Annotated in this window: 12 protein-coding genes; all 12 read right to left on the bottom strand. The window is 42.9% G+C overall.

Features of this window, described 5'->3' with window-relative positions:
- Positions 1-22: 22 nt before the first annotated feature.
- Positions 23-2,728, bottom strand: a complete 2,706-nt coding sequence (locus tag AC1DM9_RS19685; RefSeq protein WP_477581727.1) for a stalk domain-containing protein — start codon at positions 2,726-2,728, stop codon at positions 23-25.
- A 191-nt stretch (positions 2,729-2,919) separates the two neighbouring features.
- Entirely contained in the window at positions 2,920-7,302 is a 4,383-nt protein-coding gene (locus AC1DM9_RS19680; protein ID WP_477581725.1) for an Ig-like domain-containing protein, read from the bottom strand.
- Between the two features lie 182 nt (positions 7,303-7,484).
- A complete protein-coding gene (gene metK / locus AC1DM9_RS19675; RefSeq protein ID WP_430056938.1) occupies positions 7,485-8,699 on the bottom strand; it encodes a methionine adenosyltransferase in 1,215 nt (404 codons plus the stop codon).
- 158 nt (positions 8,700-8,857) lie between these two features.
- Positions 8,858-9,133: an alpha/beta-type small acid-soluble spore protein gene (locus tag AC1DM9_RS19670; RefSeq protein ID WP_430056936.1), complete on the bottom strand. Its 276-nt coding sequence runs from the start codon at positions 9,131-9,133 to the stop codon at positions 8,858-8,860.
- Positions 9,134-9,245: 112 nt separating this feature from the next.
- On the bottom strand, positions 9,246-9,737 hold the full coding sequence (locus AC1DM9_RS19665) for a hypothetical protein (RefSeq protein WP_477550673.1): 492 nt from the start codon (positions 9,735-9,737) through the stop codon (positions 9,246-9,248).
- Positions 9,738-9,816: 79 nt separating this feature from the next.
- On the bottom strand, positions 9,817-11,907 hold the full coding sequence (locus AC1DM9_RS19660) for a hypothetical protein (protein WP_477550672.1): 2,091 nt from the start codon (positions 11,905-11,907) through the stop codon (positions 9,817-9,819).
- 226 nt (positions 11,908-12,133) lie between these two features.
- Positions 12,134-14,683: an S-layer homology domain-containing protein gene (locus AC1DM9_RS19655; protein WP_477581722.1), complete on the bottom strand. Its 2,550-nt coding sequence runs from the start codon at positions 14,681-14,683 to the stop codon at positions 12,134-12,136.
- Positions 14,684-15,277: 594 nt separating this feature from the next.
- A complete protein-coding gene (locus AC1DM9_RS19650; RefSeq protein ID WP_477581720.1) occupies positions 15,278-19,411 on the bottom strand; it encodes an S-layer homology domain-containing protein in 4,134 nt (1,377 codons plus the stop codon).
- 260 nt (positions 19,412-19,671) lie between these two features.
- Complete coding sequence (locus AC1DM9_RS19645) at positions 19,672-20,814, bottom strand: glycosyltransferase family 4 protein (protein ID WP_477581718.1); 1,143 nt, start codon at positions 20,812-20,814, stop codon at positions 19,672-19,674.
- Between the two features lie 103 nt (positions 20,815-20,917).
- Positions 20,918-21,622: a WecB/TagA/CpsF family glycosyltransferase gene (locus AC1DM9_RS19640; protein ID WP_339209776.1), complete on the bottom strand. Its 705-nt coding sequence runs from the start codon at positions 21,620-21,622 to the stop codon at positions 20,918-20,920.
- A 64-nt stretch (positions 21,623-21,686) separates the two neighbouring features.
- Complete coding sequence (gene csaB / locus AC1DM9_RS19635) at positions 21,687-22,835, bottom strand: polysaccharide pyruvyl transferase CsaB (protein WP_477581716.1); 1,149 nt, start codon at positions 22,833-22,835, stop codon at positions 21,687-21,689.
- Positions 22,799-24,943, bottom strand: a complete 2,145-nt coding sequence (locus tag AC1DM9_RS19630; RefSeq protein WP_477581714.1) for a DUF5693 family protein — start codon at positions 24,941-24,943, stop codon at positions 22,799-22,801. The genes csaB and AC1DM9_RS19630 overlap by 37 nt, the downstream gene beginning before the upstream one ends.
- Positions 24,944-24,948 lie beyond the last annotated feature (5 nt).

Below are 24,948 nucleotides of genomic sequence, written 5' to 3'. Positions count from 1 at the left end.
ATTGGATATATTTCGTCCATCGTTAATCGATGGTAATCTTTTTCGCTTTCCCGTCATACCCGACCTTTAGGCCTAGTTTCTCTGAAAATAAACGGACCGGAATGAGCGTCCGATTATTACGAACGATAGGCGTAATATCTGACGATTGCAGAGCGCCATTTAAAATAAGATCCTTTTTGCCAAGTGTCATTTCCATCAGCTTATTGCCGCGAAGAACGGTGACTTGTCCCGTTTTTCCGTCAAATAACAGCTTCGCTCCCATGGCATCGGATACGAACCGGACAGGTACAAATGTCGTTCCATTCAAAACAATGGGTGCTGAATCAAGCGTAATTGCTTTTCCATTAACCGTCGCAGCAGATTTGCCTACAGTCATTACGACCTTAGTTTGTGAATCAACCGTTACGGAAGGCGGATATTGCAGCTTCATATTATCTAGTCCAATAGAACCTGTTGCAGAACGCTCATCCTGCCCTTCGGCGATCGTCACAACGTAAATTCTTTTTAGTTTAACAGGGAATTTCATCCCTACAGAGGATAAATTCATCTTCACATTCTTCCAGCCGCTCCAATCAAGCTGTTTTGCAAGATCGATAAGATGTGCTTTGCCATCCGCATCAATGAACTCTGCGCGCACCCAGTTCAGGCTGTTATCGCCATAAAGATCAACCGTCATGGAAGTAGGTGAGCCCTCAATCGCACGACCATTTGTATTAAATACAACATACGATGCTTTAGTTCCGGTGCCGTTTATGAAATCATAATCAAGCTTTAATGCTTTCGAAGAAGCTTGTCCTTGGAAATCGGATACCAAGCTTACGCTTCCTGTCGTTGTCGCAGGCGTGACCTGTGATGTAATGGGGTAGGTCGATTTTTCAAAATCCTCAAAGGTGCTCACTGCTTCCCCTTGTGTGAATGGAATCATTGTCGGAAAACCATCATAACGAGCAATGGCATACCCGGTGCTTGTACCTGCGTTAACCGACTGCACAGTTAGGTTATCGCCGTTTCTAGATGCGGTAAATCCAACAAACTCCCACTTCACGGAGTCAGCGCTAAGCTTATATGAATTTCCGTTTTTCAGCTTTACAGTAAGCGGAACAGAAATCGTTGCTCCTTTTGCCAGCACACCTGCACTCGTATCAATGGAGAGCGATGCAATTTGGTCCTGCCCAATGACTTCAATTTCTTGTTTGGTAGAGATCGCTCCTGACTTCACAGTGAGATTCGTTTTACCCGCCTTTGTTGCAGTGAATTCATTGCCTTTGAACGTGCCAATGGCTTTCTCGGTACTCCATACGGCAGATGAATTGTCTACTTCAAACGGGTTATAGTACGTGTCATAGCCTTTTAATGAATACGACGATTTTTGACCGATAAACATAACATTAGCGCCGCTCACAGAAATGCCTTTTAACGAACCTGCTGGAGCAGTTGTGAATACGCCTATGCCGTTTGCAACACTTCTTTGGGTGGTGCCGTATTGCGTAGGATGCGACAGCTTCAAATCATTTGTTCCCAGTGGGCGCTCGATCATCGTTGTAGAACCGCCGCCATCCAGATTGACGCCTTTATATACGCCCAGCTGCAGCATAATTTGCTGAAGCTCCTTCAAGTTTACACCCGTATTCCCACCGCTGCGCTCACTCGTGATCAGATATACTTTAGTGCCATCCTGTGAATAGCCAACCGCTGAACGAGATGTATAGGAAGAGCCGCTTACGCCTGTAATATCGCGTGAGAATGGAGCCACTGCGCCCGCATTGACTAACAATGTATGACCGCCTGCCATCATTTCAAATGAGTTCGGATCAACCTTCGCTCCCGTCGTTTGCGAAACGAGCGCATAATCCGCATTGATCGTTTGCCCAACCTGTAAATGCTCCTTTACATAATTAGCAGCAAGGCCATGTGACCGGAGTATGTATCCATCAGCAGGTGCTTGACCTGCGATTGCTTTATCGATTGAAATCTCCTCAATTACGCCATTGCGAACTAATACTTCGGTAGGCGTGGAGCCTGAGTTTTTCGGGCGTTCTGTACCGCCCCAAGCACTTGTATAAATATACATCATATTGACATGGCTATAATTAGAGCCCGTTGTCTCCGGAATATAAGCAGATTGGTTAAGACCTTCCAGCGGGAAGGTAGAGCCGTCTGCTGCCGTTACCTGGCCATTGAAGCTATAGTTGTCAATCATAGGTTTGCGGTCCTTAGAAACCGAGAATGCGTACATCCCCTTCAGCTTTGCAGGACTAGACATAAACATGCCGCTCGCGATTTGCCCGCCAAGCGGGGCACCCTCATTACCCATTACGAATACGTCTGCATTAATGCCAGCTACGGCTCCGTTTTCTTTTGTCATATTAAGTATTGTATTTAATTGACCTATGCTATTATTTTTTCCACTCATCGCATTTATGGATACGTAGGGATTTGTAAGATCGATTTCAATGACATGCACATCGGTTTGCACCTTGGAGCTGCCGCGTGTCGTTTGGAATACATAGTCAAGGCGCTTGGCACCTGCTGTTATAAATGATTGCTGCGACAGCTTAAGCGTAGGGTCAGCAGCTGCCTCTGCTGATTGAATGACTGCCGTCTGCCAGCTGCTAGGCAAGATTGAAGCTAAAGGCTGTACTAGCAACGCTCCACCTAATACGACGATTATGACCCGTTTTCCTATGCCTTCTGACTGCCGATCTATGATTTTTTGAAACTTACTCATTAGATTTACAACTCTCCCATCCATTAATCTATTAGTTATAGACTACAAGAGTAATAGAAAAGTTACGCATGATAGAAGACTGCTATCGCTTTCTATAGGGTGATAGATATCAGCTATGTACATCGTGGAAATGAATGACATAAAAAGAGCAGCTCGCCGTTTGGGCGAGCTGCTCTGCTTTGGTTCAATTATTACGATGAAAGGAATTTCACCTTCTGCAGCAAACGAAGAAGCATAACCGTTCCTTCTGCGCGAGTTGCATTGGTTTGCGGACTCAATGTTGTTGCTGTTTTACCGCTAATCACACCAATGTACACTGATTTCGCCATGTCTGTCTGCGCCCAAGCGCCAACCTTGCCTCGATCCGTATACTTCTTGAGATAAGTTGCGGCCGATTCTGGCAGCTGCACCGTTAGACCAGCCACCTTCGCCGCTCTAATCATCATAACGGCCATTTCCTGACGTGTTATCGGGTTGTTTGGCTTGAAGGTGCCATCCGTATTGCCAGCGACGACACCAGCCGCTGAGGCGGCTCCAATATACGCCCCCATCGCTGTGTTGGCATTTACATCCTTGAACTTAGCTGCTGCACTCCTGTCGCTGCTTAGGCCAAGCCCTTTGGCGATGTAGGTCGCAAATTCACCTCGTGTAATTGCCTTCTCTGGTTCAAACTTCGTTGCCGAGCGCCCTTCCACGATAAATTTGCGCGACATGATATGGATAGCAGAAGCTGCCCAATGCTTCGATAGATCGGAGAAGCTGGATGAATTGCTAACAAGCGCATAAGCGCTGTTTCCTTTTCTTTTAAAAGTTGCTGTCGTCTTCCCGCCGCTTGTCGTAAGCTCGGTCGGAACATAGGAGAGCCCTCCTGTTGTTGGATCGAACCATACTACGGCAGTATTTTTAAAATCTGCATTTTGATACGTCTGGATTGTTCTTGAAACATAACCGCTAAAATCATTGAATGGCTTTTGAATCGACCCACTCACAGCATTAATATCAAAATGATAAGGACCTGCAAGCAAGCTCGTATTTGAGCTATTAATTTTTGTGCTGATACTTCCAGTTAGCGTTGATAGCCCTTGGTCAATGCGAATGATTAATTGACCAGTCGCGCTATTACCGTTAAGTAACGTATTGATTTTCATATAATCTGCAGCATTTAATTGCAGCTCATACGTGACATCTCCATATTGAACAGCAAATATCGAATTCGAATTCAAGCGATACGCTGCGTCAAGCGCATTGATTGGAACAGCTACAATAGCAGCTCTCTCTGATGCTGGCACTTTAAAGGCTACACGCGGACTTGTTAAGCCAGCAGAGCGTGCTGTCTGAAAAGCTGTAAGAAGCTTATCATTCGATAAGGTATATCGGTTGGCTTGAACACCAGCAGGCGATACGTCAAACATTGTCGTTGCTGCCGTTGTTTTCAAGCCAATGCCGCCGCCATCAGACGTTTCAAAGTCACCTGATAACCCATCAAGTATCGTCGTTTGGTTCGCAGCGTTTATGTTCGTAAAGCTATTGATCGTTGAACCGCTGTTTGTTCGAAGTCCTGACGCAGTTGAATAGTAAGTTACTGAAACCGTCTCTCCTATGGCAAAAGGAGAGGTTAACGTTAGTATAACGGACGATCCGCTAACATCTACCCTTGATATCGATTTAACAGAATTACTTGCGTTAACAGCAAACTGAACGGTAGAAGGCACGTAGCTTGTATTTAATGATTCTGCAAAATTAATCGTAAGCGTAGAGCCTTTTGCAATGACGCCATAAATGTTGCCATTTTGCCCTCCGCTGCCTCCACCACCTGTGGTTACATTGTTAAACGAAGGTGCAGCATTGCCGGCAAGATCTGTTATTAACGTTACGGATGCCAAATAGGAAACTGCCGTAATCTGGCTTCCTGTTACTGCTGATGAAAGGGTTAATAAAACTGTGCTTCCAGAAATTCGAACCTGAATAACAGAGCGTGCAATATTATCTACCAGTACATAAAATTGCCCCACTGTTGGAACGCTTTGTGGATTTAAACTTTTATTATAGCTCAGCGTAACGATATTACTGCTCACGCTAATGGACTGAAGATTAGGTGTACCTGTGTCTGGCGTACTATAGAGGCTGTAGTTATTAAATGCTGCCAAATAGTTGCCTGCCGTATCACGAATGGGATACGTACCCGGAGCATAGGTCACATAGACGTTCTGGTAATTTTGTATCGACCCATTAATCGTTAACAAAATATTGCCGCCTGTGCTTGAAATCGAGGTTGTACTGTAATTCACTCCGCCCGCATTAACCGTAAATTGCAAATAGGCGTAGCTGTTCACAGTCGCTAGATCCTTGTTAAAAGATAAAGTAATCGCTGTACCCGAAGCATTCCCGCTTACAATGGTTGGTGCAGAAACATCCTTAGCACCTGATACGTCCTGATTTGCAATACTAATCGCTTCATTTCCTGAAGTATCTTGAATTGGGCTAACTGCTGCTTTGGAATAAGAGAGCTTCACCACTTGTCCGGCCACAATAGGGCTCGATAACGTTATAATGACTGTTTCTCCGCGAACTTGAACACCGACAACAGAACGAGGCGCCCCGTTAACTGTCGCATAAAAACTTCCTGTCGAAGGTACCGCGTGCACATTCAGATCTTCATTATAGGTCATCGTAATCGTTGATCCGCTCCACTCGAGCTTGCTTAATGTAGGAGCTGTCGTATCAGAACCAAATGATTGAAAAGTCCATTGATATTCATTTAGTATTCCAGCAAAACTATTGCCAGCCAAATCGGTTACTGCACTCGCATCAATCGTTACATAATAAGAAGTTTTTGCAGTGAATGGCTGTGTTGGCGCTATGACTAACACATTATTATTGTTGCCATCTACATAATAGTTTGCCGGGATCGGCTGCAGTGATTTGTCCCCAATTGGGTTAAATAGGATTGAACCCGTTGCACCTTTTTTTATCGGTTCGCTAAACGTTGCTGTAAAAGCTTGATTTAGCCCTACTGAAACCGCATTGTTAAGCGGGTTCAATAAAGAAAGCGTTGGTCTTACCGTATCTTGAGAAACCGTAAAAGACCAATACGTCGATGAGGATATTCCGGCAAAATGATTTCCTGCTGCATCACGAATAGCGCGATTGCCGATCATTACATAGTATTTCGTATTGTTTACGAAAGCTTTCTCAGACTCTCCGTTTATCGCTTTATTGGGGTCTATCGTTATCTGATAGGTACCGCCGCCAGTCACTCGTTCCGAAGTAATTGGAATAGTACGGAACAAAGATCCTGTTGCAGTTTCTCTTATTTCAATGACTCCGCTGCTTGGGAAGACCGGTTCATTAAAATTAATTTTGAGTACAGAATTTAAGCTGGTGATAGATCCATTCGCTACCGGCAATAATTCTGTTGCAAGAGGCGGAGTGGTTTCATAGCCCGGGTCTGTACTAAAATTCCAAACGGATGCTCCAGCAATACCGTGATACCATTGAGATCCATTCGGATCTGTCTGGGTGAAGGCTCCAGCATCAATTAATACATAATAAGCTGTATTCGGTTCAAAGTTAGAGCTTGGAGTTATTTTCACTTGATTTTTGGTTACTGTAATTCTCGAAGAAAGGGCACTAAAACGCTCAAAAGTAGTATTATTGCTAATTCTGCGTATTTCAATATATTTGTCCGCACGTGCTTGTATAGCTTTATCAAAAGTTATGAACAGCTCTGAGTTGACCGGAACAGAGGTAGCATTATCTGCCGGAACAAATGGTGCAGATACGTTGACCGGTGCTGCGTCCGTTGTAAAAACCCATGATGTGCCGTAATACAGGTTCCCCGCTGCATCTTGAAATGCAGTATCTGGAATTGTAACGGTGTATGTTGTATTAGGCTGCAGCGCAGCAGGTGGTTGAATGACGATTAGGTTCGTTCCGCTGCCTCTTACCGCGTTGGATGTAACAGCAATGGTACGGCTGTCCTCAACCGAGCTAATTTGAATGTTGCCGCTTGCAACATAAACAGGCTCATTAAACGAGATCGTAATCGGTGTAGTCACCGCAATTGGAGCGACTGTTGGCGACAAGCCCGTATGAGAAGGCCTGGTTACATCAACTTCAGCAACAGTACGAAAATTCCAGCTGCTAGCACTTTTTATACCGGCATAACCAACACCATTGGATTGATTAACAAAAGCACCGGCATCTACCAATATGTAATAATTCGTGTTTAAAGCAAAATTATTAGACGGATCTATTGTCACGACACGCTGTGATGAATCAATAGTAATACGATTAGACGATAGAGGTATACTTTCTACCAAATTGCTTGTTGCATAATCATAAATATTAATAGACGTTGAACTAGAGCCTTTGCTTACATTTTCATCAAAGGTCATCTTTAAATCAGCGGAGATCGATACGTTAATTAGATCGTCAGCTGGACTCAAACTAAGTACGACAGGTCCAGAAGCCGCCGCTGCCGCTTGCTGCGGAGCCGATGACCAGCCTGCTAGGCTTAATTGGAGCAACAGCATAACAGCGATAAACGAAGATAGCTTGCTCGTTCGATTCATTTCAATTCACTCCTCAAAAAATTACACTCGTACCTTATTTGTCGGTTTCTAAGCATGAAAAATTTAGGTTAAACTACTTTTTTGTACCGAATGAATAACAAAAAAGCCGTCCATGAAGTAGTCATACTACTTTGTGGACAGCTTTTTTAGCCTATAAAGGCTTTTATATTGTATATCGAATCTTAAACTCCGCTTTGAACGCCAGCGTCTGCTTTAAGCTTCTCCGCTTTATCAACGCGTTCCCAAGGAAGATCAACATCTGTACGGCCGAAGTGACCATAAGCAGCTGTTTGTCTGTAAATTGGGCGACGTAGATCAAGCATTTTGATAATGCCTGCAGGACGAAGGTCAAAGTTGCTTGTGATGATATCAACAAGTTTATCTTCACCAATTTTGCCTGTTCCATACGTATCTACGTTAATTGATACCGGTTGAGCAACACCAATTGCGTAAGCCAGTTGGATTTCGCATTTGTCTGCAAGTCCTGCAGCTACGATATTCTTAGCTACATAACGGGCAGCATAAGCTGCTGAACGGTCAACTTTTGTAGGATCCTTGCCGGAGAATGCGCCGCCGCCATGACGAGCGTAGCCGCCATACGTGTCAACGATAATTTTACGGCCAGTTAGACCAGCATCACCTTGAGGTCCGCCAATTACGAAGCGGCCAGTTGGGTTAATGAAGTATTTTGTATCAGCATCAAGCCATTCCACTGGAACAACCGGCTTAATAACATGCTCAAGAATATCTTTTTGGATTTGCTCAAGCGTGATTTCTTCCGCATGTTGTGTAGAAACGACAATGGTATCTACGCGAACAGGTTTACCGTCTGCGTATTCAATTGTAACTTGCGTTTTACCGTCTGGACGAAGGTAAGCAAGCGTCTCGTTTTTACGTACTTCAGACAAGCGGCGAGCGATACGGTGAGATAGCGCAATTGGAAGCGGCATAAGCTCAGGTGTTTCGTTTGTAGCAAAACCAAACATTAGACCTTGGTCGCCTGCACCGATATCTTCATTTTCTTGCTTCATATCTTTGCCATCACGAGTTTCAAGTGCAGCGTTAACGCCTTGCGCAATGTCAGCGGACTGCTCATTTAGAGAAGTCAATACTGCGCATGTGCTGGAGTCAAAACCGTATTTGGCACGTGTATAACCGATTTCTTTAATCGTACGGCGTGCAATTGAAGAAATATCAATAAAATCAGCACGGCTGCTAATTTCACCAATAACAAGTACAAGACCTGTTGCTACAGAAACCTCACAAGCTACACGCGCGTATGGATCTGCTTCTAGAAACGCATCTAAGACAGCATCGGATATTTGATCACAAATCTTATCCGGATGGCCTTCAGTAACTGATTCTGATGTAAACAAATGGCGTCCTTTAACCGACATCCGTATCAACCTCCTACAACCTTAATATTAATAAGTGCGGACATTCTACACAAAAAATGAACCTTTTCCCGTAGGAAAAGGTTGTTTTACAACTCTTCTAAAACAGTATGATACCGAAAATGTCGCTTTGTGTCAATGGACGCCGGAATTTCCAATAATTATTGATAACCGCCAAGCACTGATTCTGCTTGAGCTATCAGCCTTTTGGTGATCTCTCCGCCCACTGAACCAGCTTGCCTCGTCGATAAGGCTGACCAGTGTACGCTGTGGCCTCCGGCTCCAGAGGATGCCCCTAGTTCGCCAGCAAATTCAGTGTCCGCTCCTTCGCTTGCATAGCCGCCTGAGGTTAAACCAAATTCTGCAGCAATTTCATATTTCAGTTGATTTAATGCTGCTTTACTTGTCGGTACTACTACTTTATTCGAACGACTCATAAATGACACCTCCAAAGAATGTAGGAACACAATTGTATTGTGCATCCTTTCATCTTCTTTGAAGCGTATAATCTATTGTCATTTCGGGTAAAATGTTGAACATCCATCCATATTATTGCAAGCTGTATTTCCCTTTAACCAATACAGTCAAGCCATTCTTTTGATTAGGATCTGGCAATATGCCGCGGCCCTCACGTGGGAAAAGCAATAAATGGTTGGTTGGAACAGCTTTCCCTTTAGTTAAATCCGTACCGCCAGTTAGATCAGCTATACCGCTTGCGTCAGAGCTGTAAGCAATTGCCTTGCCTACACGTACAATGACCTCTGTGCCTTGGCCAGCCATTAGCGTCTTGCCAGCTGGCACTGTGACAACTTCTAGCGCGGTGTCCACAACAGGCGTCGTCGTACCGCCTCCAGGAGTGCCTCCGCCTAGCTTGGCGAGTTGTTCATCCACATAGCTTTTCGTGACAACAGGGTCTTCTACAGAGCCCGGAGTCAGCGCATTTGATTCCGCTTCAAGCGGTGATGCAAAGTTTACGCCGACCCACACACCTGCTCCTACTAAAACAACTGCAACTAAACTGCGTATTACCTTTTTCTTCACTTTTGGAAGTCTCCTCTCTATCTCTCATCTCCTATAAAGATACTAGATTTAAGTAGGAGAAACCAGTTTTTTTATAAGTTTAGTGCTTTCCGTCTAGCCAGTTAATCATAGGAGATAAAGTTATTGGCATACTAGCAAGAATTTTTTTGTTTCCATTAAATGTTTCATACACGCGGAGAGTATACTCATTCCAATACAATGTATCTCCCATTTCTTTATTTACTTCTTGATAGTTATATCCAACCTTCCAATTTAAGTTTTTCTCATCCTTACCTTCAATGTCAATTAACTGAGAAGTAAGTACTTTTTGTGTACCCTCATGAATAATTTCATAAGAAAGTTGAGATTGACTATATCCATCATAACTATAATCTTTGGACACATCAGCACCAATATCAACATCTAATCTCGTATCATTAACCCATACGTTGAAGTATGTCATATCAATTGTATATGGACCCACCTTCAAATCTTTAAAGCTAGATCCAGCCTGTTTTTCTTCAGGTAAATCAAATTGAGCCGCACGTAAATAACCTTTCGGTGTGCCTGAACCTAGGATCAAACCATTGTCATCAAATGCCTCACCTATTTGAAGCTGCATACCTGTACGGTCTACATTTACAGGGAGATCTGCCCAAATAATCAATTTTTCTTTATTTCCAGCCTTAATATTATTTGTTGATTTTACTATTTTAGCTTCATAAAGATTTCCATCTGCTGTTTTAAAATACCCACTCAATAAGGATAATGATCCACTTCTGTTTTGCTTATTAGTCATATCCATAAAAACAGCATATACATTTGTTTTTTCACCTGAATAAGTTTTAACATCAGTAATTAATGCTTCAAAAGGAGCACCATTATTTGATTGAGTAAAAGACTTTCCAACACTAACATTTTGAATAGGTTTAACAATGGAGTTTGTTAAATTACCAATGTCGTTGGTTGTTTCACCGTTTTTCTCTGTAAGCTTAAGGTTAAACTTTTTCCATGTATAACTATAAGGTATTGATCCGATATAACTAATTGAAGTTGATGCACCTGGTGCCAATCCAATGTCACCGGTTTTCTTTATGGCCTTACCAGTAATTTTAATATTTTCATCAATAACTAATTGTCCATTAAGATCTGGTAAAGGAAGGTATACAGATCCATTATTTTTTACAACCATTTCTGCTATAACATTATCTTCATTATTCCAAGGTAATCTTTGAACACTCTTTAATTCGATCTCATAAGTGCCATCATTATTTGTGAACGTTGTTTTTGGTGATGATGTTGAAGTTGTTGTTACTTTAAATGGAATATCAAAAATAGCAACTGGGAGTTCGACTTTGTTGGTCTCAGCTCCTACATTATTCGTAATTACAAGTTTCCAACCAGTGGTTGCAACGGTTGATGGGATACTGCCAGTTAATTGAATTGCATTCAGAACAGCCGGCTCAAGTACGAGTGTCTCATCCGTTTTGTTTCTTAATGCTAATTTATATAGACCCTTAGATGTTTGCGCGTAATAATTATACTGAGGCAGCGCTACACCGAATTTACTATTATTTCGAGCTACAAAAGTTAAATTAAAATTCAGTTTCTTATCTTTTTGTGTCACATTTATTTGATCTACTCTAACGTTTACTGATGAATTATTAATTAGAATCCCTTTGTATCCTTTTGCAGCAACGAAATTTGAGTAACCTTTTGGAAAAGTGAATTGAGCAACAGATCTTTCATATCCAGCTACGCTAAAATCAAATTTAATTATATTGATCACTAACTGATCCAAAGTGATTTTCGCGCCTACTTCACTATAATAAGTCAAAGTGGTTGATGAATTGGGTAAAACTTTTTTCTTTTTATCTGCATCTAACAGAGACAACGTATACTTTGTACCTCCGTTTGTTTTCAAACGTGCCCAGTAATCCACTAAATTAATAGCATTACTATCACCATTATAAAACGTAAACGTAAAGCTAGCTGTAGCCCCATTGCCACTTGGAACCAGATTGGCATCAGTTAATTGAATATATGATCCTTTAGTTATGTATACCTTCTTGTTTACCGCTTGAGCTGCTGCATTTGCATAGTTTGTTGGAACAGCGCTTGTAATTAAAGATAAACACAGTAACAGTAATAATAGAATGTTAAATCTTCTAAACCGCGAATAATTTTGCATTATCATTTTCACTCCGTATCTTTTGGTATACATATTAGACGCTATTAGTGCTTGTTATGTTTCGCCTAAATATAAATATATTGCCACTATCCTCTCTTTTTTAAATTTATGTGAGTAAATATTTGTTTGATTATTAATGATTATATCATCTTCATATGAACGACATATGAACAAAAAAAAGAAAGCTGAGAGTATTACTCTCAGCTTTCTTCATTTAAAATTAATACTACTTAAGTTTAATTACCACAACAGCAGCCTCTTTGAAAGTTCCAAGACGAGTTCCGCTATCAGCAACTGTTACATCAGCAACAGAGTTAGCAGCACCGTTAATTGCAGCGCCATTTAGGTTTTTAACGTCTACGTAGTTACCAGCGTAAAGCGTGCCGTCTTTTGCGATTACATAGACAACCGATTTACCTGAGATAATGAAGTCGTTAAATGTGTTAGCTGTATCAGTTACTGTGATGCTTGATGGAGTTACAACAGCTTGAGCTGCTTCACCAAAGTAAGTTTTGTTTACAAATGCATTATCAAACAATGTGTTTGTCAAGATTGTGTCAGTCAATGTGATAATGTCATTTTTCTTAGCAGCTGCTTCTAGAGTTTCAAAAGCAGAACCAGTAATATCTACTGTTTTCTCTTCGCCAGCAACATTCAACTTAACAGAGTAAGTGGAAGATGTTGCAGAAAGAATGTTTTTGGAAGAAGAGATGTACAAACCATGAATGTTATCTTTTTTGTCAGATACGCCATCTTTGTCGTCTACCAACAAGATGAAATCAGCGTTAACGCCGTCTTTTGCGAACACTACTACCAAGTCGCCTTTTGTTACTTTAGCAATTGCCTCAGTATTAAGAACGCGATCAGCAGCTTTTTCTGCTTTAATTTTTGAAACGTTAACTACAACAGTGTTGGAGTTCAATAGGTTAGTTGTGCCGCCAACTTTAATATCAGAAGCTGACACAGAAACAACAGCAGCACCATCTACAGCAGCATTAGTTACTGTAGCTGCATTGTAACCATCAAGCTTACCGTCACCAGTGAATTTAAGTTCAACAAGTGTTTGAAGAAGTGGTGAGTAGTTTACACCAGTAGCTGCAACAGAACCGCTTGCTGGTACATAACGATCAACGATTGCAGTTTGCAATTTGTTGTCTTTAATGTTGAAGAATGTAACTTCTTGTTTGTTAACAAGTTTGTTACCATCAAGAACTACTACAGTGTTATCAACATTCGTAACTACTGCGAATGGTTTGTTAACAGCAGCTTCAGGAGCCTTAGCTTTAACAATTGCACCCTCTTTGTTCAATACAAGGGAGAATTCTTTACCGATGTTTGTAGCAATCAGTTGCTCAATGTTTGCAAGTTTAACGTTTGCAGAAGCATCGTATACTTTACCAGAAACTGTGAATTTAGCAGTACCGTTTGTAGAACCGATTGATTCTAGTTTACCAGTAGTAGTTGAACGTACAGCTTCGATTTTAGAAGCTTTACCGTCAGCTTTGATTACACGAACTACGTCATCTGCTTTAAGATCAGCCAATGTAGCAACTTTGCCATCCAAAGTTACAGAAGTAGCATCAGTAGCAAATACGCTTTCGTCACCGTTTTTACCATTAGTGTTCAAACGAGCATCGCGGTAGTTGTTTTTCGCTTCAACAGAAGTTACTACAGCATCTTTTTGCGACCATTGAACGACTACAGCTGCACGAACTTTGCCGTCAGCAAGGTAAAGAGTTACTTCATCTTCGTTTACAGCAGCTGTAAGGCTAGGAGCTTTAACACTGTTTACAAAGTAAACGCTGGATTCTACAGTTGAGTAAGCAGCTTTATCTTTGATTTTAACTGAACCAGCAACTTGAGTACCATCGATTTTACCAGTCACGATGTCACCAGCAGCTTGAGCATCAGTAATTGCAAGAACTTTACCATCTTTGTTCTTAACAACAGTTACGTTATGTCCAACAAGGTCAACTAGTGATTTTCCACCAGTAACGATGAAGTTAGTAGCAGTAGCAACAGATTCGTTTTTCACGATATCTTTGCCGTTTGAATCTTTACCGTCAACCCAACGAAGAGCTACTTTACCGTCAACTACTGCTGCGCCAAGAAGTTCAGCGGAAGAAGTGTTGCCCAGTTTCGAGATCAATGTGTTGGAAGAAAGTACTTCGTTACCATCAACATTGTATGATACCAATTTTGCATTAAGTGTGTTAGAAGTCAATTGAGCTACAACACCACGAAGTGCTTTTGAACCAACTTTAAGATCAACGTTGTTGAACAAGCCAAGATCTTGTGCTTTCAGTAGGTAGTTATAAGGCCATACGCCTGACAACTTTTTCTCTTGGTAACCAAGGGAACGAACCAATACTGCAACAACTTCTTCAAACTTAACTGCATCGCTTGGACGGAAGTTTTTAGTACCAGCGTCGCCCAAGATGAAACCTTTAGTTGCAGCAGCGTTGATGTAGCCTGTGTACCAAACGTTTGCTTTAACATCTTTAAACGTAGGTTTAACAGATTCCATCAATTTAGCTGCACCTTCGTTACCAGAACCGATAACGATTACTTTCGCAAGTTCAGCGCGAGTAATTGTGTTGTCTGGTTTGAATGTACCATCTTCATAACCTGCAATGATTCCTAGTGCAGTTAGTTCTTCAACTGCTGATTGTACCGGTTTGCCAACAACATCAGATGGTGTTGCTGCAAAAGCTGGAACGGATAATGGTAGTACTAGCGCAGTAGCTAGCACAAATGCTGCTATTTTTTTCTTCATAACCTTTATTTCTCCTCCTCTAAATACGTGCGGTTGTTGAGAGTTTTGTTTAAATAGTGAATTGCTCTTTTCCCTCATAGCCGATTCACCCCCTTTCCAGAGTTGAGCACAGATTTGATATAAATGATGTCTACAATCATGATAAACCCATTTGTAAAATCATGTCGTAGAAACTTGTAAAAAATGCGAGAACATTGCTAGAGTCACGGCACCACTTTAACATTATACAATGGGCAGGTCGTACCGTAAAGAGGAAGTTGAGAATTCATTCCAATTTGTTTCCAGCATGAGTAGGTCTCGCGCATCAAATCATGTGTTTGTTACAACGTCATGTATTTAAACGCACGTGACAATGAAAAGTTGCGATGTTCTTAAAAAAACTTTAAAAGTTTTTTCTTTTTCCGTTTTTTCTTAATTATGTACATCTAACTGTAATCTACTCCCTGCTTTGTTAGTATAGCTTGTTTTCATAGAGCTCGTCGATGCTAAACATTTTCCATGGATAAAGTTTCTCTCTCGAGGCAAATGCTTTAATGCCGTAAAAAAACTGGCCGCAGAAAAAATCCTGCGACCAGATTTTTCTAACTTATACTTTTAACCGATCTTAGGAAGCTTACCTAAATCCGCCAAAATTCGAGCTACGATAATCGCAGCATCAGAGCGCAACAAATTCGAACGCGGTTCAAACACTGAACCACCTTTTGGATTGCTTGGATCTACAGGAGATCCGAGAATATATTTTTTCTTTGCAATAGCAAGCACAGAACTTTTCGCATAGAAATTGACGTTGCCAGCATCTTTAAATGTTTTCTCAAGATCTTTATCGATCTTCGAGGAATCAGTAGCTAGTTTCATGTCCAGTGCTCTTGCAATAATAACAGATGCCTCTTCCCTAGTCAGAGCAGCGCTCGGCTGGAACGTACGTGGACCCGTGCCTCGTATGATACCTTCTCTCGCTGCTGTCTCTACATATCTATAATCCCATAATGCATCTGGATTAACGATAGCCGGTACATCATCAAAATGCGGCTTGCTAAGCTCATAGTTTAGCGGAATATCTAGCGCCTTAACCATCATTCTTGCAAATTCACCGCGAGAAATATAAATATTGGAACCAAAATCATCAAACCCAGCTGCATTCATAATTCCTTTGGCATAAATTGCTTCAAGGAAGTTTCTAGCATACGGATGTGACGTCATATCTGTATAGGAATAAACCATTTTACCAACTACATAATAACCAAATTTATTGAACGGAACCGTAATTGTGTTTTTCTTCACATCTACTTTACCGCCAATATTTTCCCAATACTTTGCTTTAACATCATAACGATAGACTGTGATAATCGTTCCAATGCTGTCCTTCATGTTCGGATCGAAGCCAAGCGTCAAGGTTCCTGTCTTAGAAGTTACCAACTCACGATTGTCAGGGCGATCATCATAAGTAGGAATTTTTGTTCCGCCCGTGCCTTTAGCGTTCGGGAATTGATAAGGGTCTACACCCATTTTCAAAGGATCGTATGCACCCGTAGCAGGATCATCTGCCAAACCTGCATCAATCCAGTAAACTGGGCTTGCCTTTGTAAACCTTGTCGGGTAAGACAATCTGAATCTTGTCCCAAAGCTTTCCATAATAATATTAAAATTCGGCGGCCACGCTTCTAATTCACGGCGATCAACAACCCCATCCTCTGGATTGGCAATTGCAAACAATAAATTATGACCACTAAATACTTGGTTCTTTAGATTTGCAGGCACGTTAAAATCTGTACGGATCAACGTTGTACCCTTTTCGAATTTCAACGAAAGCGCTCCATCAAAAATCTTATGACTGCTATCCATTGGCTCCATGAATTGAGCACCCGGAATATTCGTTGGAGCATACGTTATCTCAATGCTGCTTTGCACCTTGTCATTTGCACTTGAAATAATAAAGTCAATTTTGTTTTTACCGACTTTCAGCTTATTTACATAGACACGATAGGTGTTTTTATAAAGCTCTTCAATAGTTGCTGGATTATTATCCGAATCATAATCAATTTTCTCAGCAATTTGCTTGTTGATGGTAACCGAGCTTGCACCTGGAGCATCAATAATAACTTCAATGAAATTTTGGTTCACGATCGCTTTGTTTGGCAAAATCGGACGCAAAATCGTATATGGAAGCGAGGTTGGATCCACTTCTAGACGATAAGAAGCTTTAGGACCAGTCTCTCCATTGTTGTATGCAGTGAAAGTATACACACTCGAACTGCCGTCAGGATTTAGAGCCTGCGAGTTTAATACAAATGAGAACGTCTTGGTGTCTATATCATAACGTACAGCTAGGTTAGCAATATTGTTGGTCGTACTTTCATTAACTTTACCTAGAACTGTTGCGCCCTTCATAATGACTAACTCATTGCTCAAATTCCAACGAATTGGCGTTTTAAGTGAGCTGCTTTCAATTTTTAAAATGTAATTACCTGGGTCTGTAAGTTCATCGCTATCTTTCATCAATTGAATATTAGCTTTAATATTAGCCAAAATATCTGTGTTTGTGCTGCCAGTGGCTATAAGATCAATAAAATCGAATGTACCAAAAATATTCATGTTCGCTTCGTTAGTCGTGAAAATTGCGCCGCGCTTCACGAAGTTTGGATCATTCGGAACTGGCTCTGTATATTTGCTGCTGTAAGGATAGATACTTGTTCCTTCTACTGGTATAACCGGCAGATTAGTTGGAATCAAATACAATTTGATCTTTTTCTCATAAGAGTTTTTACTTCCTTGGAAAACGAATTTGATCTCATTCTCGCCACTAAACAATGCATTGAACGCATTTGTCCTTTGTCCTGGAACAATTTCAAAATTAGTTACAGGCTTGCCCGCTTGCTGCTGCAGCTGAATCGGCGTATTATTCACATAGAAAAATACTGTTTGAGCTTCATTTGCTTTAAACGTGTAACGGACCTCAGAAGTATTATTAATATTGTTCATAATACCTTTAAAGTCACTAAAAGCGCCTGAAATAGCCGCTGTGATCCGTTCAGATTGCAGCTTGTTCGTGTCATCATATACAGTCATGTTATCAAATACACTTGTATAGCTTACATAAGGTCCGAAGAGCATTGTAAACTTAACATCTTTCGTCACGCCGCCAACTTTAAGCGTTACCGTTTGAGTACCTTCAAATGGGAGTTTGTGAAATACAAGAATTTCACGCTTATATACTTTTCCATTAATATTTACAAATTTATTGATCAAATCACTCGATACATTTTTGATATTGCTTACGTCATCGAAATCATAGCTGCTCGGTGCAGCTGCATTGGAAACATTTTTGATCCCTGTAACTGAAACTAGATTAGCCGTCTTCGATACATCAGCATTACCAACCAACACTTCCATCGCGAAAGGGACACTATAGATATTGGCTCCTTCAAGCGGAGTACCTGTGAGTGATTCACCTGTCCCTGTTTTATAACCATTTAAATAATTAATATTGTCGATGAACTGAGCCGCTCCATTGCGAAGCGAGAAACTCATTAGCCCCGTACCTTCACTGCCATTTTGGCCGAGCGATTCTGTTTTTGCATTTTTTGCTGTTAATTGAATATTATAGACCTTATTATAATCCAGTTTACCCGTATGATCCGTACCAATTGGTCGAGTAAATTGATAAATAAAGAATGCTTCCTGTCCCGAATAGGTTCCTACTGGACTAGCGGTAGCACCTGCTGGTTGTATCAACTTAAAGGTGCTGTCTCCATTTTGCGTAATCGTATATTCGATAGGTATGTCATTGCTTGGATTAGGATGTGGATCAAGCTTGCCGTTGCCGTCATCATCCTTTAAGAAGTTAGGCACGATAATTCTTCCTGTGACACTTGCTGAATTCAAATCCGTAACTAGCAGGTTTGGATTGTACTCTAAAGGCTCCGCCGTATCAACCGCACCATTTTTACCATTAAGATTCACATCCAAAAAGGTCACTTGACCGTTATAAAAAGCGATCTCGCGTGTTGTCTCAACTGTCTGATTCGCGTTTTTCACTTTAATAGTAACCAAGTTTTTTCCTTTGTTCACCGTAATCGGAGAAGCGGCAAACTGATAATTGTTGGAGCTGTTAACCGAATAGGTTTTGCTGCTCCCGTTCACATCCACCGTTACCTGCTGCGCATTTGGAGCGAAACCAGTAATACTGATATCAGCGGATTGTCTGCCAGCGGAAGTCGTTGAATGCACAACCGTTGTTCCAACTTCTTCAATTGCAAATTTGTTACCGTCTAATTGGGCAACTAAATCGTAAAATACAGGCCCGTTGTGATACTCAATATAGATCGAGCTTGTTACTTCGCCGCCGCCTTGAATACCTCTGAACGTAATGCGGTTCAAGCCAGGAAATAATTCTACGTTATATACCTGAATATTAAATCCGCTAATATAAATATTGCTCGTTATGTTCTCACGTTTGGAGCCAAGATCGTCATCTGTAGGGTCAGCAGTGCCTTTGTTATTAATAACTTGAACAATACTGTAAGAAACCGAAGTAGGATCTACACCAGTGATTGATCCATTCAATGTAAAACGCGGATCGGTTGTGACTCTTGCTTCCGTAGATAGTTCCTTTTCCGTCGGAAAGCTGAAGCTTCCTGTTGCAGCTGTTACCGTTTGTGAAGCTCCGAACGGCGGCAACAATGTAATCAACAGTGCCAGCGTTAGCGCTAATGATAGTAATCTTTTCAAAACAATGTTCCTCCTTTATGTATATGACGAGCATGGGTATTTGAATGATAAATGGCCTGACGACTATGCGGCTTACCTTTGAATAAATCTTCCTCCCTTTTCCTCTTTAGTCAGCTTTGATGCAAATGCAGTTAGGCGCTCTGACCGCAGAAAAGTTCTGTACAGTTGTTATCGGCTTTTGGCTCCCAATTTTTTAGCTATTTGGTCGATTTTCAACAAAAAAAGAGCCCTGATTCCGTTAAAGGATTCAGAGCTCTTATTTATTTGGAACGGGATTCAGCATCCAGCTTGAGTCGAAGTCTCATTCGAGCTAGGAAATTAATAAGCGGCCTGCGTGTTTTGTCCACGATACCGGTTATTTCTGCCCCAATCTGCAAGAAAAACATTAGCATACATATGACGGCAAAAGTGATCCAGTTCGCCGCGCTCGACTGTACGACAGCCGATTGCACGATTGCGAGTCCGCCGAATATAGCAGCTACTCCCCAAATGATAAGTACGGTACGACGGTGGCTGAAGCCAAGGTCGCGCAGACGATGGTGCAAATGCCCTTTGTCTGGGGCAAATATCGGTTTCTTGTTTACCCAGCGGCGAACGATTGCGAAGAAGGTATCCGAAAGCGGAACGCCGATAATGAGCAGCGGTGTTACAAACGATACCATCGTTACCTGCTTGAAGCCAAGCATCGAAAGCGTTGCTAGACTGAAGCCGAGAAACAGCGAGCCCGAGTCGCCCATAAATATTTTTGCGGGATGAAAGTTGAAAACGAGAAAGCCGACAATTCCGCCCAGCAGCAATGTGCTCAATAAGATAACTGGTTGAAAGCCCATCAGTGATGCCATCACAACAATCGTTGCAATCGCGATGCCTGACACGCCGGCAGCAAGCCCATCCAAGCCGTCGATCAGATTAATTGCATTCGTTACACCGACGATCCAGAGAATCGTAAGTGGAATGCTGATCCATCCAGCAATTGGCTGCATCGTTTCGCCGAACGGAATGTTTAGCAAGTCGATCTTAACGTCAAAGATAAAAACGACTACGCATGCCGCCGCGATTTGACCGAGCAGCTTCACTTTAGCTGAAAGCTCGAAGCGGTCATCGAAAGCACCTAAAATAATAATCATCGTACCGCCGACTAGCAGCGCGTTGATCATATTGGAATCCTGCGGACGGAGCAAGCCGTCTGGTATAAATGGCGATAAAATAAAGAATGCGCCAACGAATGCAATATAAATAGCTAGACCGCCAAGACGCGGCATAATGCGCGTGTGTACCTTGCGGTGATTTGGTTTGTCTATTGCGCCTACTTTGAAAGCAAATTTCTTAACAAGCGGCGTCATCGCAATGGCTAGAACAAGAGCGATTATGAACCCAATTGAATACAGCAAGCCTACCGGCATGTGTGCAACTCCCCTTTTCTTTCTACCGAAGTGAATTATACTCCGATTGGAAAGGAAACTCCAACCCCGTTTTCAACCAATTTTGATGGTTTTAACGAGAATTTCACGGTGTAGGTCGAGGTTTTGTAACGTTTTCTTTGTCGCGAACCACTTTCACTACGAATTTCGGCAAAACAAGCATTCTTTTGTAGCGTTTAGGCTCTTGCAGCAAGCGATAAAACCATTCAAGCCGAAGTTTTTGGAAAATATTCGGAGCTCGTTTTAGTTTACCCGAAACAACGTCGAAGCTTCCGCCAACGCCCATAATCAATGGTACGCCCAGCTTTTGCTTGTATTTCACAATCCACGGCTCCTGCGTATCCGCACCTCGTGCCACAAACAATAAATCAGGAGCAGCCGCACGGATTTCTTCGATGACTTCCTCATCCTGATCAGGGCCAAAAAATCCGTTCCGATAGCCTACAATTTTCACTTGAGGATATTGCAGCTGCAGCTTCTCTGCCGCCGCTTCAATAATCTCCTGTGAGGTGCCAAGCAGGTAAGCCTTCCATCTACGCTTTTCACCCTCATGCAGCAAGCGATGAAGGAGATCAAACCCCGTCACACGTTCTGCAACAGGCTGTCCTACGTATTTGGCCGCCCATACAACTCCTGCACCATCAGGCACAATAAGATCTGCGCGCCGCATCATCGCACTATACTTGGGGTCCTCGACGGCAGACATAATCATGATCGGATTAGCGGTAATCACATGGGTTACGCGTCTTTCTTCGATCGCTTCTATTAAGTAATTGACTGTGTCATCCATGCCCACTTTGGAGAATGGTATGCCGTATAACGGCACAGTTGGTAGTTGTTTCGACAAGAGGAACTCACCTCGATAATGTATGACGCAGCAAATGTACAATTTGTTGCGCCGGTCTTTGCGATTGTTGTTTTAAAAGATCGATTGCTGGCCTGTGCTTTGCCTGCCAGCCCTCTTTGTCAGACAGCAACAAACCCGCTGCTTCTGCGAATTTTTCGGAATCGAGCTGCTCCGTCGTGCCGATGGCTTTGATGCCAAGTCGACCCAGAAATTGGTCGATCTTCGGGTCGTACGAGAGGCCAAGCATGGGAACCCTTTGGCCTGCGGCATAAATAAGCGCATGGAGGCGCATGCCGAACAAAGCATCGCACCGGCTGACCTCAAGCAGCATTTGCTGGGGGTCGTCGCCGGGCGCGGCCAGCTCGGCGGTGGAACCGTCACCGAGCCTGCCGCGCAGCCGTTCCAGCACCTGCTCCGACGCTACAGTGTCGGAGGGTGTGTGGAACGGCAGGAAGCGCAGCCGGACAGGCATGCGCTTCGACAGCGCGACTAGCGCATCGGCGGCGCGTTCGAGATCGGCGCCGTCACTGCGCCAGGGGCGCAGCGATACACCGACCAGCGGCGCAGCAGCAGGGTCGGAAGCTTGTCCAGCCGCTGATGAACCCGCAGGGAGCGGCAAGCCCATGACCGGATCAGGAACAACATCGATCCGATCACTAGGCACGCCGATTCGTCCAAGCAAAGCAGCGGATTCCTCATCCCTAACGGATACATAAGCGCTTTGCTTCATCACTCCGCGAATCATAGGGTCCATCCAGCGCCGAATCACAGGGCCAATCCCTTGCGAATAAGCGAATGTTGGCTTACCCAGCAATTGGGCCAGCTTCATGACGCCAGTATAATAAGGAATCGTTTTGGCGCCTGTAACATCCTGCAGGAGGCTTCCGCCTCCGCTTATTAGACCGTCGCTGCCTTTCAATGCTTTCCATAGATCTCCTGGATGCATGCGGCGGACAGCTTCAACGCCGTACATACGGCTTGTCCAATCTGGATCGCCTGATAAAACGATCGGCTGAATTTGCACGCCCTGCGCTTTGCCTTCTTCTTCTAGTGCTAGCAATATCGATTTGAGTACCGCTTCATCACCGCTGTTGTAGAAGCCATAATAGCCTGAAATTACTATTCGACGAACTTGCGGATGATGGCTGGTGCCCATTTACGAATTGCTCCTTCCACGATCTGCCATGCCAAAATCAAGATACATCCGATTATGATACCTGTACCCAAGCCGAGCGCTACACGAATCATCGAAATGTGAAGTGGTGTATGAAGATGTGCAAACGTATCAACCATCGTCAATTGACCAATCGAACCAATGATAACAAGCAGCCATGCCGCACGATAACGAAGTGCAAGGAACAAGCCAAGCAGCAGCGGCGGATGACCAAGCATGAACTCTTTAAATCGCGGTCGTACGCCGAATGTATTTTCCAGCCAGCCGCGAATAAGCAGCTCAATAGCAGGTGCTTGTCCACCATTCCCTGTACGAGACAAGTAATAGAAGCCGATAACGCCAATAACTCCAGCTACTATAATCCACGTTAATGTAATAGGTTGTGAAAGCAGCTTGCGCAGCTTTCCGATTGATGTTTGACCGTTATAGAAAAACACATAAATGGCCACAAGGATAATCGGAGCCAAATGCAGCACACTTACACCGCGGAATTGTTCCAATACAAGATTGTACGTAATATTGTTCAACAATCCGAATATCATCGGCGCTCCCATAAGAGAGATGAGCGTCGCCACAATAAACCAATTCAGAGCAAGACCAAAACGTCTTCCCGTAGATATGGCAGGGAATATCCATTTCATACGATTGCCGTTCTCATATACAGCACCTGGCTGCTGAGGAGTCTGCCCTTGCTGGCTTCTTCCTACTGACCATTTCGTTCCGCCAATAACACGACGCTCGCCAACGGTACGGGAATAAATCCGATTCATTACCCATATAAGAGCCAGCGTAGGAGCTGCAATTGAAGCACCTAATGCAAGACCTTGCTCCATAAGCGAGCTGTTTAGCTTGTACAAGCCTGCGCTTCCAACTAAGCCAATCGCATAAACTGGAATATAAACGCCTGGAATAAATGCGCCGATTAACAAAGTAATCAGTGCTACTGCAGCAGCAGCAACGATTGCGCGCAGCGGTTTATTCCATGAAGGCTGCTCATGATCAAACGGTTTTGGCTTGCCTGGCGTAAAGCCCGCGTCTGAGAGCTTATCTACGATTCCGCCCTCGTCACTCATTGCCTCAGCAATACGGTCCAAGGAGTGAACTACCTTTGCTTTATCCGTATTGGACTGAGCTGTCCCGTTCAAGAAAAACATCCGGATATTACGATCCTTCGCCGCTAAAAGAAAACGATCAGCAATAGCTTCCGGCGTCATCGTCATACCGTCGTTCTCCGACAATGAATATAATCTCACTACATTATAATTTGTAATATAAGCTAATTTATTTATGCCTTGTTGCGGTTTTTTCAAATTTTCTATGGTCGCTACGCCCATATCGTATTTTTTGAGCAGTTCTCCGAACTGATAAAGGCTGTTATCCATCGCTTGATCGGATGCACCCTTTACTTTGTCACCGTCGAACAATACGCGGTCTACATCGTATTCCTTCAATTTCGCAAGCATAACATCTGTTGCCTGCTGATCATAAGGCTTAATACGGTCAGATAAGCGAGGCAATATTTGAAGTCCGGCATTATGAATCGTTTCAAGTGAAATCGGATCAAAATCCATCGTCTTCATAACTGCCTCTGCAATAGGCATCTCAACGACTAAGCCATTTCGGCCACCGTACGACCAATTGCTATACACAGCCTCGGAACGATCAAGCGCTTCGCGAACAATCGGTCCAATCATTTCTTCTTCTTTGGGCCCATTGAACAAAATATAAGTAAAGTTTTGGCCTACCGGCTCAAATTTACTTTGAAGCAATGCAGCATCTCTGGAGCTGTAAAAAGTAAGTCTGCCGGAAATTTGCAGATCCTTCAGAGAGCTCTCATAAACAGCCATTGTAGTTACGCCAGCTTCCCTCAGCATCTCCAGCTTTTCCGTTAAAAATTGCTGCGGACGAGCCTGACGCTCCGCCACCTCAATAATATCCCGATAATCAAATACATATTCTACTTGCTTCGACGATTTTTCCATTTCCATCCGAACGGCACCGAGCGGCAATGCTGCCGCCACCCCGATAATTGCAATGATCCATAATGCGAATCTTGCGCGCCGATTCCATTGCTGCCAACGTAAAAACACACAAT

Source organism: Paenibacillus sp. 01T431, from assembly GCF_056398625.1.
Note: the sequence above shows the minus strand (reverse complement) of the source record. Positions and strands in the feature narration are given on the sequence as shown.